The organism is Pseudomonas sp. CAN1, assembly GCF_030462585.1.
Taxonomy (GTDB): domain Bacteria; phylum Pseudomonadota; class Gammaproteobacteria; order Pseudomonadales; family Pseudomonadaceae; genus Pseudomonas.
Genome location: NZ_JASMRU010000003.1, coordinates 244,925 through 257,844 on the forward strand (window position 1 = coordinate 244,925; position 12,920 = coordinate 257,844).

Here is a 12,920-nt window from a genome sequence, read left to right on the forward strand (position 1 = left end):
GGGCCTTCGGGTGGAGCTGTGGTTCTGGACACGAACGCTGGATCAGTGCGGCAGGATCTTGGCGAGGAACTGCTGGGTACGCTCGGCGCGGTTCTGCAGGTCGCCGAAGAATTCTTCCTTCGGGCAGTCCTCGACGATCTGCCCGCGGTCCATGAAAATCACCCGGTCAGCGACCTTGCGCGCAAAGCCCATCTCGTGGGTCACGCACATCATGGTCATGCCTTCGTGGGCGAGCTGGACCATCACGTCGAGCACCTCGTTGACCATCTCCGGGTCGAGCGCCGAGGTCGGTTCGTCGAACAGCATGACGATCGGGTCCATGGCCAGCGCACGGGCGATGGCAACGCGCTGCTGCTGGCCGCCGGAGAGCTGGCCGGGGTGCTTGTGCGCATGGGCCTTGAGGCCGACGCGGTCGAGCAGCTTCATGCCCTTGTCCATCGCCTCTTCCTTGCTCCGCCCCAGCACCTTGCGCTGGGCGATGGTGAGGTTCTCGGTGATGGTCAGGTGCGGGAACAGCTCGAAGTGCTGGAACACCATGCCGACCCGCGAGCGCAGTTTCGGCAGGTCGGTCTTGGGGTTGGCGATGGAGGTGCCGTCGACGGTGATGTCGCCCTTCTGGAAGGGCTCCAGCGCGTTGACGCACTTGATCAGGGTCGACTTGCCCGAACCGGACGGCCCACAGACCACCACCACTTCACCCTTGGCGACCTTGGTGTTGCAGTCGGTGAGAACCTGGAAGTCGCCGTACCACTTGCTGATGTTGTCGATGGAGATCATACGGTTAACCTTTTCTGCAGGCGCTTCACGCCGAGGGACGCGGCGAAGCTGATGACGAAGTAGACGAGACCGGCGAAGATCAGGAACTCATGGGGCTGGCCGATGATGTCGCCGCGGGAACGGGCGGCGTTGAGGAAGTCCATCAGGCCCACCGAGTACACCAGCGAGGTGTCCTGGAACAGGATGATGCTCTGCTGCAGCAGCAGCGGGGTCATCTTGCGGAACGCCTGGGGCAGGATGATCAGGCGCATGGACTGGCCGTAGGTCATGCCCAGCGCGTAGGAGGCGCCGATCTGCCCTTTCGGGATGGCCTGGATGCCGGCGCGGACGATCTCGCAGTAGTACGCCGCCTCGAACATCATGAAGGCCACCAGGCACGAGGTGAACGCGCCCACGGGGGTGTCCTGGCCGGTGATCCAGCGCAGGATGAACGGCACCGCGAAGTAGAACCAGGTGATCACCAGCAGCAGCGGGATCGAGCGGAAGTAGTTCACGTAGAAGCCGGCGATGTTCGCCAGCAGCTTGCTGCTCGACAGCCGCATCAGCGCGAGGATGGTGCCCAGCACCACGCCGCCCAGCACGCCCAGCACCATTAGCTGCAGGGTGGTGAGCATGCCTTCCCAGAGGCCGGGGAGGGCGGGGACGATCTGACTGAAGTCCATCATTTACCTCCCACGGAGATCAGGCCCGGCACCGCTACCTTGCGCTCGACGAAGCGCATGATCAGCATCAGGCTCATGTTCAGGGTGAAGTAGATCGCCGTGGCGAGGGTGAACGCCTCGAACAGGTTGGCGCTGAATTCGGCGGTCTGCTTGGTCTGCGCCAGCAGCTCCATCAGACCGATCAGCGAGGCCACCGAGGAGTTCTTGAAGACGTTGAGGAATTCCGAGGTCAGCGGCGGAATGATGATCCGGAAGGCCTGCGGCAGCAGCACGTGGCGATACACCGCCGGCAGGCGGAAGCCCACGGCGCTGGCGGCGGCGAGCTGGCCCTTGGGCAGTGCCTGGATGCCGGTGCGCACCTGTTCGCAGACCCGCGCGGCGGTGAACAGGCCCAGGCACACGACGACGCTGATGAAGGCCGAGGTTTCCGGGGCGATGCCCAGCTTGAACCAGTCCTGGATCGGCTGCGGCAGGTAGTCCGGCACCAGGAAGTACCAGAGGAACAGCTGCACCAGTAGCGGTACGTTGCGGAACAGTTCGACGTACGCGGTGGCGATGCCCGACAGCCAGCGGTTGGGCAGGGTGCGCATCACCCCCAGCAGCGAGCCGAGCGCCAGGGCGATGACCCAGGCCGCGAGCGACACGGCGATGGTCCAGCCCAGGCCGGTGATGTACCAGTCCAGGTAGCGTTCATCGCCAATCCCGGTGGACTTGAAGAACACGCCCCAGTCCCAGTTGTAATCCATGACGGGTTTCCCCTCGATTGCTTTGCACGGTTGCTTGGTACGGTACGGGGCCGGATGCGGGCGCAAGGCCGCCCGCCACCCGCGGGTAGCGGATGTTCCGGCATCGTCTTGATTGGAATATGGGCTCGGGAGCGCTGGCGTGCGCTCCCGATCCCTCGCGTGGCTACGCCTTGTGGGCGCAGCTACGCGCGACCGTTACATCTGCTCGGCAGACTTGTCGGTCGGATTGGCGATCAGCTTCTTGAGCTCATCACTCATCGGGAAGTTGAGGTTCAGGTTCTTCGGCGGAATCGGCTGCATGAACCACTTGTCATAGATCTTGTTCACTTCACCCGAGGCGAAGGTGTCGGAGATGGCCTTGTCGACCACCTTCTTGAACGGTGCGTCGCCCTTGCGAACCATGCACGCGTAGATCTCGTAGGACTGCGGTTTGCCGACCACGTGCCAGTCGTCCGGCTTCTTGGCCTTGGCCATTTCGCCGTAGAGCAGCGCGTCGTCCATCATGAAGGCCACGGCGCGGCCGGACTCGAGCATCAGGAAGGACTCGCCATGGTCCTTGGCCGAGATGATGTTCATGCCCATCTTCTGCTCGGCGTTCATCTGCTTGAGCAGGCGCTCGGAGGTGGTGCCGGCGGTGGTCACCACGTTCTTGCCCTTGAGGTCCGGGAAGTCGTTGATGCCCGAGCTGGTCTTGGTCAGCAGGCGGGTGCCGACCTCGAAGATGCCGACGGAGAAGTCGACCTGCTTCTGGCGCTCCAGGTTGTTGGTGGTGGAGCCGCACTCGATGTCCACGGTGCCGTTCTGCACCAGCGGGATACGGGTCTGGGAGGTCACCAGGTTGTAGCGAACCTTCAGGTCCGGAGCGTTCAGCTCTTTCTTCAGGGCTTCGACGACCTTGATCTGCAGGTCGTGGGAATAACCTTCCGGCTGACGCGGATCGCTGCCGAGGTAGGAGAAGGGGATGGAGGCGTCACGGTGGCCGAGGACGATGGTACCGGAGTCCTTGATCTTCTTCAGGGTACCGGTCAGTTCTTCGGCGACGACGGGAGTGGCGAGCAGGGCTGCGACAATGGCGACGCCCAACGCACGGGGTGCGAAACGCATGGAGACTACCTCGACTGGTTGTGTTTGTTATTCAGTCCTGCGCCGACGAGGCTCACTCCAGGCCGGTCGCATGTTCCAGAGGTGTAGAGCAGTCTCCGTGCCAAGGCGTTCAATTTTTATTAAGTTGTTGAATTTAAAAGAGTATTCAGCCTTTTCTGGGCGCTCGAAAGTCGGGTGTCGTTCGGCTTTTCGGATTTTTGCGTTACTGACGTTCGGATATCCGAACGAAGTGCGGGCTCAGACGTCCGGCTGGCCGGCCCATTGGCCACGCTGGAACGGCTGGTCGCGGTCGGCCAGGTGAGCGGCGATGCGCTCCAGCAACTGGTGGGTTGGTGCGCGCACGCCGGTGACCGTCTGCGCCATGCCCAGGGCCAGCACCAGCACCAGCAGCGCCGGATTGAAGGCCGGCAGGCGGACGCGCGTGCCGCCGAGGAAGGCCGCGCTGGTGCCCAGGCCCAGTGCCAGGCCGGCGTAGACCTCGGCGGGCGAGTGCACATTGATCGCCAGCCGTGACAGGCCGACCAGCACCGCCACCAGCGCGGCCACGACTGCTGCAGCAAGGCCGGCGCGCCGGGAGCTGAACAGCTGCGCGGCGAGGGTCGGCAGCACCGCACCGGCCATCATGCTGTGGCCGGAGATGCCGGTGAAGTTCAGGTTCGGAATCCCGATTCCCCAGCCCATGAAGGCCAGCTTCGAAGCCACCACCAGCGCGGTCGAGAAACCGAACAGCAGCGCCCACAGCCCGGCCTTGGCGGGTTCGCGGCGATACAGCAGCCAGAGCAGGACGAACACGGCAGCGGGCGCCAGCAGGGAGCTGTCGCCGAGGCGGGTGATCAGGGGCCAGACATTCATGGTGTATCGACAGGCATGGTGTATCGACAGGAGCGGGGGAGACGGTGCGTCAACATAGCACGGCGCCCCGCGCGCCGTGCGTGACCGGGTTCAATCCGCCTCGGCGCGCTGACCGATGGCATCTTCCTCGCGGCGCAGCAGTTCGCGCTTGCGCGGCAGGCCCCAGCGATAACCGCCCTCGCCGTTGCCGCCGACCACCCGGTGGCAAGGCACCAGCAGGCCGACGTTGTTGCTGGCGCAGGCGCGGGCGATGGCGCGGGGATGGGTGCCCAGCTCCTCGGCCAGCTCGCCGTAGCGCCGCGTCTCGCCGCTGGGGATGCGCGTGAGTGCGCGCCAGACGCGCAGCTGGAAGGCGCTGCCGTGCAGGTCCAGCGGCAGGTGGGCGGCCTGTTCGGGTTCCTCCAACTGGGCGATTACTTCGCGCAGCCAGTCGCCCAGGCCGGCATCGTCGCGCACCCGCTCGGCGGCGGCGAAGCGTTCGGCCAACTGGCTTTCCAGTGCGCTGGCATCATCGGCGAACAGCAGGGCGCAGACGCCTTTGTCGGTGGCTGCCAGCAGCACCAGCCCGAGCGGGCAGGGCGCGATGCTGTAGCGCAGGCGCTCGCCGGCGCCTTTCAGGCGGCGCTGCGCGGGGCTCAGGGGCGTGGCGCTTTCATAAAGCGCGCGGGTGCCGGAGTAACCGGCCTCCAGCGCGGCGTCGAGCACCGAGCGCGATTGCGGCAGGGCGGCGGCCAGGCGCTGCTCGCGGCGGGATTCCGCCCAGGCCCGCGGCGTGAGGCCGGTGCGGGCCTTGAAGGCGCGCGCCAGGTGCGAGGCGGACAGGCCGATGCGCGTGGCCAGCTCCTCCAGCGTCAGCGGCTTCTCGGCCTTGTCGAGCAGCTCGCAGGCCGCGGCCACCAGCGCATCGAGCTGTTCGCGCGGGCTCGGGCCACGCGGCGAGCAGCGTTTGCACGGGCGGAAGCCGGCGGCTTCGGCGGCCTCCGGGCCGACATGGAAAGCCACGTTGCCACGCGAGGGGCGACGCGCCGGGCAGTTGGGCCGGCAGTAGACGCCGGTGGAGCGCACGCTGAAGACGAAACGCCCCTCGAAGTGCGCGTCGCGCTCGCATACCGCCTGCCAGCAGCGCTCGGGGTCCAGTCGGGTAGTGCTCATGGCCGCTCTCCGGGGCAATGGCTGATGGGCAGAGTTTCCGTCCCGACACGTCGTGCAGCAATCCGCATCGCGTTTTCAAACTCGAAACGTGGAGTCAGCGGCTACGCTTGCTGGGTATTCCCAGAGAGACCTCCATGCCCTTGCGCCGATTCTGCCTGAGCTGCCTCCTGCTGTTCCTCGCGCTGTGCGCCCAGGCCCGGGCAGCGAGCCTGGAGCTGTCCGACGAGGAACGCGCTGTTGTCGAGGCCCACCAGACCCTTCGCGTCGGCCTGTTCCGCGCCGGCTGGCCACCCTTCGAAGTGATCGACGAGTTCGACCAGTTCCACGGCATCAGCGCCGACTACCTGCAGCTGGTCTCCGAGCGCCTCGGCCTGAAGTTCCAGCCGGTGCTCTACAACACCTGGGAAGAAGTGCTGGCGGCGGAGAAGGCCGGCGAGGTCGACCTGCTGCCATCCATGGCATCGACCCCGACGCGCGAGGCCTTCCTGGCCTTCAGCAAGCCCTACCTGACCACCAGCAGCCTGATCTTCGCCCGCCGCGACAGCACCATCCGCACCCTGGACGACCTTTCCGGGCGGCGCGTGGCGGTGGAGCAGGGGTACGCGGTGCACGAGCTGCTGGCCAAGGCGGTTCCGGGCATCGACTTCGTCGTCAGCGAGGATTCCCCCAGCGCGCTCAAGGCTGTCTCCAGCGGCCGCGCGGATGCCTATATAGGTAACCTGATCACTTCCACCTACCTCATCGAACAGCTCGGCCTGTCGAACATGGAGGTGCGCGGCGACAGCGGCCTGGGCAACAGCCAGGTGCGCTTCGGCCTGCGCAAGCAGCTGGCGCCGCTGGTGCCGCTGCTCGACCGGGCGCTGGACAGCATCGGCCGCAACGAGCAGGACGCGATCCAGGCGCGCTGGCTGCCGTCGCTGGACGTGTTCGACTGGATGCACCTGCTGCAGATCGCCTGGCCCTGGGTGGTGGGCTTCCTAGCGTTGCTGACCTTCGTGCTGGTGTGGAACCGCCGGCTGTCGATCCAGGTCGCCGAGCGCGCCCGCGCCGAGGCCGAGGAGCGCCGCCAGCGCAGCACCCTGCTGGCGCTGATCAACTCGATCCCCGACCCGATCTGGTTCAAGGACACCCAGGGTCGTTACCTGGGCGTGAACCAGGCCTTCGCCGACTGCCTGGGGCGCAAACCCGACGAGATCATCGGCCGCAGCGACGCGCAGATGTTCAGCCGCGAGGCCAGCGGCGGCCGCCAGGAGCGCGACCGCCAGGCGCTGACCGACAGCACGCCATACGCCAGCGAGGGCTGGGTGGTTTATCCGGATGGCCGCCGGGTGCTCTTCGACACCCTGCGCAGCGCCTTCCACGACGACCACGGTCGGCTGCTCGGCCTCGTTGGCGTCAGTCGCGATGTCACCGCGCGCAAGGCCACCGAGCTGGCCCTGGCCCAGGCCCGCGACCTGGCCGAGGAAGCCACCCAGCTCAAGAGCGACTTTCTCGCCAACATGAGCCACGAGATCCGCACGCCGCTGAACATCATCATCGGCCTGGCGCACCTGCTCCAGGAAACCACCCTGGACCCGCAGCAGGTGGACTACCTGGGCAAGATCCAGGGCTCGGGGCAGTACCTGCTGGAGCTGATCAGCGACATCCTCGACCTGTCGCGGGTGGAGGCCGGCAAGCTGGAGTTCGAGCGCATCGACTTCGACCTGGAGCGGATGCTCGGCGAGCTGTTCGACCTGTTCAACATCCGCGCGGCGAGCAAGGGCCTGAGCGTGCGCTGCGAAATCGACTCGCGGGTGCCGGCCCAGGTGGTCGGCGATTCACTGCGCCTGCGGCAGATCCTGATGAACTACGGCAACAACGCGCTGAAGTTCACCGAGCAGGGCGAGGTGGTGATGATCGTCCGCCTGGAAGACGAGGACGAAGACAGCCTGCAGCTCTACTTCGGCTTCCGCGATACCGGCATCGGCATTTCCGCGCCGCAGCAGGAACGCCTGTTCGAGACGTTCCGCCAGGCCGACAGCTCGATCACCCGCCGCTACGGTGGTTCCGGCCTCGGCCTGGCCATCTGCAAGCGCCTGGCCGAGGCGATGGGCGGCAGCGTCGGGGTGGAAAGCGAAATGGGCCGCGGCAGCCTGTTCTGGTGCCGGCTGCCGCTGGGCCGGGTGGATGACTCGGCCAGCCTGAGCCTGCAGAACATCAGCCATGCGCCGCTGCTGGTGCCGGCCCTGCTATCGGCCAGCGCCGCACCGGCGCTGCTGGAGGGCGGCAACGAGGCTGAGGTCGAGCAGGTCTGCCGGCGCCTGGCGCACCTGCTGGCAACGGACGATCCGCGCGCCGGGCGGTTGCTCGGCGAGCGTGCAAGCCTGCTGCGCAGCGTCTTCAATGAGGGGTACGAAGGGATCGCCACGAGCGTCAAGCGCTTCGAGTTCGAGCGGGCCCTGGAAAGTCTGGTGAATCTCGCGAGGGAGCGCGACATTCGAATCTAGCTAGCCGTTGGGGGCGGGGCAGGAACGCGGGCGTCGGGCTGAGGTCCGATCCCCCATGCCATGTCACGAATCTGACCGATGTGAGGGGGTGCGATGGATAGCATGCTGGACCGGCCGGAACAGGAAACCATCCTGGTGGTGGACGATCAGCCGGACAACCTGATGCTCATGAGCGAGCTGCTGATGGATCGCTACCAGGTGCGCGTCGCCTCCAGCGGGGCCAAGGCGCTGCGCCTGGTGCAGAGCGATCCGCGGCCGGACCTGGTGCTGCTCGACATCATGATGCCGGAGATGGACGGCTACGAAGTCTGCCGCCAGTTGAAGGCCGACCCGGCGACCCGCGACATCCCGGTGATCTTCCTCACCGGCATGGTCAACGCCAGCGACGAGCAGAAGGGCCTGGACCTGGGGGCGGTGGACTACCTGACCAAGCCGATCAGCCCGCCGGTGACCCTGGCGCGCATCCGTGCGCACCTCAACCTCAAGGCCAACGCCGACTTCCTGCGCGACAAGAGCGAGTACCTGGAACTGGAAGTGCGCCGCCGCTCTCGCGAGCTGCAGGCGATCCAGGACGCCACCCTGGAGGCCATGGCGACCCTCTGCGACCTGCGCGACAACCCGCACAGCAACCACCTGGTGCGCATCGAGCACTACATGCGCCTGCTCGGCACAACCCTGGCGCTGCAGAGCGACTTCGCCGCCGAACTGTCGGTGGAGAACATCGAGTTGCTGGTGCGCTCGGCGCAGCTGCACGACATCGGCAAGGTCGCCGTGCCCGACCGCATCCTGCACAGCCCCGGCCAGTTGGAAGAAGCGGACCGGCTGATCCTGGAAAGCCACACCACCGTCGGCCGCGACGCCCTGGCGGCGGCCGAGCGCAAGCTGGGCTCGCCGGCAGAATTTCTGCGATTCGCCAAGGACATTGCCTACAGCCACCACGAGCGCTGGGATGGCGGCGGTTTCCCCGAAGGGCTGGCCGGCGACCGTATCCCCCTCGGCGCGCGAATGCTCACGCTGATCGACTGCTACGACGAACTCACCTGCCGGCATGCCTACCGCGCGTCGCAAACGCCCGAGGAAGCGGCGGTGCAGATCAAGGCTGGCGCCGGCAGCCAGTTCGACCCGCGCGTGGTGGAAGCCTTCAGCGAAGCGGCCGAAGGCTTCGCCAGCATCGCCCAGCGCTACGCCGACAGCGACGAGGCGCTGGGCCTGGAGCTGCAGCGCCTGGAAGATGCGGTGACCGAAAGTATCGAGTTGACTCCACCCGAACCCTGATCGCGCTGGGCGCTCGGGCGGCTTTGCCGTATAAGGAGCGCAGCGCCCCAGAGAGGTACGCCAGGAAGCCTGATGAAGACCCCGAAACGCCTAGAGCCGTTGATCGAAGACGGCCTGATCGACGAAGTATTGCGCCCGCTGATGAGCGGCAAGGAAGCAGCGGTCTACGTGGTGCGCTGCGGCGCCGAACTGCGCTGCGCGAAAGTCTACAAGGAAGCCAACAAGCGCAGCTTCCGCCAGGCCGCCGAGTACCAGGAAGGCCGCAAGGTGCGCAACAGCCGCCAGGCCCGTGCCATGGCCAAGGGCACCAAGTACGGCCGCAAGGAGCAGGAGGACGCCTGGCAGAACGCCGAGGTCGCCGCGCTGTTCCGCCTGGCCAATGCCGGTGTGCGGGTGCCCAAGCCGTACGACTTCCTCGACGGCGTGCTGCTGATGGAAATGGTCGCCGACGAAGAGGGCGATGCCGCGCCGCGCCTGAACGACGTGGTGATGGAGCCGGAACTGGCCCGCGACTTCCACGAATTCCTCATTCGCCAGATCGTCATGATGCTCTGCGCGGGCCTCGTGCACGGCGACCTGTCGGAGTTCAACGTGCTGGTCGGCCCGGACGGCCCGGTGATCATCGACCTGCCGCAGGCGGTGGACGCCGCCGGCAACAACCACGCCTTCCGCATGCTGGAGCGCGACGTGGGCAACATGGCCGCCTATTTCGGCCGCTTCGCCCCGGAGCTCAAATACACCCACTACGCCAAGGAAATGTGGGCCCTCTACGAGGATGGCAAGCTGCAGCCGGACACCCCGCTGACCGGGCATTTCGACGATCCGGAAGACGAAGCGGACGTGGATTCGGTGTTGCGTGAAATCGCCGAGGCCATGCGCGAGCAGGAACGCCGCGAGGCCGGCCGCGCCGCCCAGGACGCCCCGCAGCAGCGTGACGAGCCACCGCCCCCGCCGTGGGAACAGGCCTGAGCCGATTGCCCGGCGAATCGGAGCTCCTCGCCCTGATCGCCGCGCAACCCCAGCGTATGCAGCTGCTGCGCGCCGTGCGTGATCACGGCCCGGCGGATGCGTGGATTGCCGCGGGCTGCGTACGCAATGCGGTGTGGGACGCTCTGCACGACTACAGCGAGCCCACGCCGCTCAGCGATATCGACGTGCTGTATTTCTCGGCTGACAGCCTGGAGCCCGAGGTGGATTACACCTGGGAGCGCCGGCTGCTGGCGGCTTGCCCGGACCAGCCCTGGTCCGTGCGTAACCAGGCGCGCATGCACTTGCGCAACGCTGATTCGCCCTACCGGGATTGCGGTGACGCAATGTGCCATTGGCCTGAGGTCTGCACTGCCGTTGCGCTGCGCCTGCGTGGCAACGAGCTGGAGTTGCTGGCCCCTTTGGGTCTCTTGGATATCTGGGAATTGCGCGTCCGCCCGACCGAGCATTTCCGCGCCAAGCCACACCTCTACCGCGAACGCCTCGCCGCCAAGAACTGGCCGGCGCGCTGGCCGAAGCTGCGTATCGAGCCTCTGTAGGAGCGAGCTTGCTCGCGAACGCATTCCCCGGTGAGTCCGGCGTGATGCGGGTTCGCGAGCAAGCTCGCTCCTACAGGGATAGTCCTGTTCGCTCTGCGCCGGATGGGTATCGCTGCGCTCCACGCCATCCTACGTACGGTTCCTTCTTTGGCCTGGGGGCTGTCTGGGTTCCCGACTTGTCTTGCGAAAAAACTGTAAGGCCACAACTGTATCCATACATTTCAGACGTGGGCTGCTAGTTTTGCCCCATCCCACCCCGAGCGCTCTGTCATGCCCCTCCGCCACATTCTCCTCGCCCTGTTGGTCACCCTGATCTGGGGCGTCAACTTCGTCGTGATCAAGGTCGGCCTGCACGACTTCCCGCCGCTGCTGTTCTGCGCCCTGCGCTTCGCCCTGGCGGCGCTGCCGCTGATCTTCCTGCGCGGCCCGCTGCCGGCGCCGTTCTGGCGCATCGTGCAGATCGGCGTGCTGCTGGGCGTGGTCAAGTTCGGCCTGCTCTTCGTCGGCATGCACATCGGCATGCCCGCCGGCCTGTCGTCGCTGGTGCTGCAGAGCCAGGTATTCTTCACCGTGCTGATCGCCGCCGCTTTCCTTGGCGAACGCCCGAGCCCGCGCGCGCTGATCGGCCTGGCGCTGGCCGCCGGCGGCCTGCTGCTGATCGGCCTGGAACGGCCCATGGGCGACAGCCTGGTGGCGTTCCTGCTGGTGATCGCCGCCGCGCTGGCCTGGGCCTTTTCCAACATCGCCACCAAACGCTCCGGCGCCAGCGACATGCTGCGCCTGATCAGCTGGGTCAGCCTGATTCCGCCGCTGCCGCTGCTGGTGCTGTCGTGGATATTCGAAGGCCCGGAGGCCATCGAGCRCGCGGTGCTCAACATSAGCTTGRGCGGGATSGGCGCGCTGCTCTACATCGCCTTCCTCGCCACCACCGTCGGCTTCGGCCTGTGGAGCTTCCTGCTGCGCCGCTACCCGGCCAGTCAGGTCACGCCCTTCGCGCTGGCCGTACCGGTATCGGGCCTGCTGTCGGGCTGGCTGTTCCTCGGCGAAGACCTCACCACCCAGGACTGGATGGCCTGCGTGCTGGTGTTCATCGGCCTGGCCGTGACCGTGCTGCCAGCCTCGCTGTGGCGCCGCCGCGCTGTAGCCAGCGCGTAGGGCGGATAAAGCGGAGCGCTTTATCCGCCGTTATCCGGCATGGCGGATAACGCCTGCGGTGTTATGCGCCCTACGATCAGGTAGTCAGACCGCCTCGCCGAGGCGTTCCACCACCCACTGGTTGATGCTCTGGTTGCTCAGCTCGGCCTTGATCGCCACCTGCGCATGCAGTTGCGGGTCGAGGCGCAGGCTGAGCTTGCCGGAGAAGGGCCGCTGCGGCTCGCGACCGAGTTTCGCGCAGGTCGCCAGGTAGTCATCCACTGCTTCTTCGAACGCCCCGCGCAACTCGCTGACCGATTCGCCATGGAAGCCGATGACATCGCGGATACCGGCGATATGACCAATGAACAGCCGGTCATCGTCGCTGTACTCGATCCGTGCGGCGTAGCCTAGGTATTTCATGGGGGTCATGGGTGGATTCCTGCCTGTTCGAGCAAGGCGCGTGCGTCACGCACCTGGTAGGGCTTGGCTTCCTTGATCGGGTGCGGGCGATGGAAGGTGGCGACTATGCCCTTCAGCTCGAAGCGCACCCGCGAGCCGTTGCCCTCGATCACCTGCGCACCGAGCGCGATCAGCAGCGACTCGATGCGTAGCCATTCCAGTGACGCCGGGACGGGGAGGGTGAAGATCAGCTCCAGCGTCCTGCGGTGCCGGGCATTCATCCTGTGCTCCGGTGATTGGTATCAGATTATGCTACCCATCGGTGCCGTGAGCCAGATGTCGGACACCTCGCCAAGCGCGGTGTGAAAAGTCCTCAGTGACAGCAATTCCCTGACTCCAGATCCTTGAGGATCGGGCAGTCCGGTCGGTGGTCGCCTTGGCAGTGGTCGCTCAGTTCCTGCAGGGTGTCGCGCAGGCTGCTGAGCTCGGCGATCTTGCGGTTCAGTTCGTCGATGTGGCGGGCGGCCAGGGCCTTTACGTCGGCGCTGGCGCGGGCGCGGTCCTGCCAGAGGGCGAGCAGCTGGCCGACTTCCTCCAGGGAGAAGCCGAAGTCCCGCGAGCGGCGGATGAAGGCCAGGGTGTGCAGGTCCTGCTCGCTGTAGTGGCGGTAGCCGCTGGCGCTGCGGCCGGCGGGGGCGAGCAGGCCGGTGGATTCGTAGTAGCGGATCATCTTCGCGGTCAGGCCGCTCTTCTTCGCCGCTTCGCCGATGTTCATGCCGATCTCTCCTGAACGAGTGCCCGCGC

The 12,920-nt window shown here is 66.3% G+C and carries 14 protein-coding genes; 5 read left to right on the forward strand and 9 right to left on the reverse strand.

What is annotated here, in order from left to right; genetic code table 11:
* Positions 1-42: 42 nt before the first annotated feature.
* From QO207_RS06700 to ada, 6 genes are all read right to left on the reverse strand, one after another.
* Positions 43-777: an amino acid ABC transporter ATP-binding protein gene (locus QO207_RS06700; RefSeq protein ID WP_301531711.1), complete on the reverse strand. Its 735-nt coding sequence runs from the start codon at positions 775-777 to the stop codon at positions 43-45.
* Positions 774-1,442 carry an amino acid ABC transporter permease gene (locus QO207_RS06705; RefSeq protein WP_301531712.1) on the reverse strand — a complete coding sequence of 223 codons (669 nt, stop codon included), beginning with the start codon at positions 1,440-1,442 and terminating at the stop codon, positions 774-776. Before QO207_RS06705 ends, QO207_RS06700 begins: the two co-directional genes overlap by 4 nt.
* A complete protein-coding gene (locus QO207_RS06710) occupies positions 1,439-2,185 on the reverse strand; it encodes an amino acid ABC transporter permease (RefSeq protein WP_301531713.1) in 747 nt (248 codons plus the stop codon). The genes QO207_RS06705 and QO207_RS06710 overlap by 4 nt, the downstream gene beginning before the upstream one ends.
* 195 nt (positions 2,186-2,380) lie before the next feature.
* Positions 2,381-3,289, reverse strand: coding sequence for a glutamate/aspartate ABC transporter substrate-binding protein (locus QO207_RS06715; protein ID WP_184592488.1), 909 nt, complete (start codon positions 3,287-3,289; stop codon positions 2,381-2,383).
* 237 nt (positions 3,290-3,526) lie between these two features.
* A complete protein-coding gene (locus QO207_RS06720; protein ID WP_301531714.1) occupies positions 3,527-4,141 on the reverse strand; it encodes a phosphatase PAP2 family protein in 615 nt (204 codons plus the stop codon).
* Between the two features lie 90 nt (positions 4,142-4,231).
* Positions 4,232-5,293 carry a bifunctional DNA-binding transcriptional regulator/O6-methylguanine-DNA methyltransferase Ada gene (gene ada / locus QO207_RS06725; protein WP_301531715.1) on the reverse strand — a complete coding sequence of 354 codons (1,062 nt, stop codon included), beginning with the start codon at positions 5,291-5,293 and terminating at the stop codon, positions 4,232-4,234.
* Positions 5,294-5,427: 134 nt separating this feature from the next.
* Between ada and QO207_RS06730 the strand changes: the two genes are divergently transcribed.
* The 5 genes from QO207_RS06730 to QO207_RS06750 all read left to right on the forward strand — a co-directional run bounded on the left by QO207_RS06730 (position 5,428) and on the right by QO207_RS06750 (position 11,735).
* Positions 5,428-7,779 carry a transporter substrate-binding domain-containing protein gene (locus QO207_RS06730; RefSeq protein ID WP_301531716.1) on the forward strand — a complete coding sequence of 784 codons (2,352 nt, stop codon included), beginning with the start codon at positions 5,428-5,430 and terminating at the stop codon, positions 7,777-7,779.
* A gap of 93 nt (positions 7,780-7,872) precedes the next feature.
* Positions 7,873-9,054: a two-component system response regulator gene (locus tag QO207_RS06735; protein WP_301531717.1), complete on the forward strand. Its 1,182-nt coding sequence runs from the start codon at positions 7,873-7,875 to the stop codon at positions 9,052-9,054.
* A 72-nt stretch (positions 9,055-9,126) separates the two neighbouring features.
* Positions 9,127-10,023, forward strand: coding sequence for a PA4780 family RIO1-like protein kinase (locus tag QO207_RS06740; RefSeq protein ID WP_045217128.1), 897 nt, complete (start codon positions 9,127-9,129; stop codon positions 10,021-10,023).
* A gap of 5 nt (positions 10,024-10,028) precedes the next feature.
* Positions 10,029-10,580 (forward strand): nucleotidyltransferase family protein, encoded by a 552-nt coding sequence (locus QO207_RS06745; protein WP_301531718.1) that lies wholly within the window; start codon positions 10,029-10,031, stop codon positions 10,578-10,580.
* 270 nt (positions 10,581-10,850) lie between these two features.
* Positions 10,851-11,735 (forward strand): EamA family transporter, encoded by an 885-nt coding sequence (locus QO207_RS06750; RefSeq protein WP_301531719.1) that lies wholly within the window; start codon positions 10,851-10,853, stop codon positions 11,733-11,735.
* Between the two features lie 84 nt (positions 11,736-11,819).
* Here QO207_RS06750 and QO207_RS06755 read toward each other — a convergent pair whose 3' ends face one another.
* From QO207_RS06755 to cueR, 3 genes are all read right to left on the reverse strand, one after another.
* A complete protein-coding gene (locus tag QO207_RS06755) occupies positions 11,820-12,146 on the reverse strand; it encodes a type II toxin-antitoxin system HicB family antitoxin (protein WP_301531720.1) in 327 nt (108 codons plus the stop codon).
* Positions 12,143-12,397, reverse strand: a complete 255-nt coding sequence (locus QO207_RS06760; RefSeq protein ID WP_301531721.1) for a type II toxin-antitoxin system HicA family toxin — start codon at positions 12,395-12,397, stop codon at positions 12,143-12,145. The genes QO207_RS06755 and QO207_RS06760 overlap by 4 nt, the downstream gene beginning before the upstream one ends.
* Before the next feature lie 92 nt (positions 12,398-12,489).
* A complete protein-coding gene (gene cueR, locus QO207_RS06765) occupies positions 12,490-12,891 on the reverse strand; it encodes a Cu(I)-responsive transcriptional regulator (RefSeq protein ID WP_081517293.1) in 402 nt (133 codons plus the stop codon).
* Between the last annotated feature and the right edge of the window lie 29 nt (positions 12,892-12,920).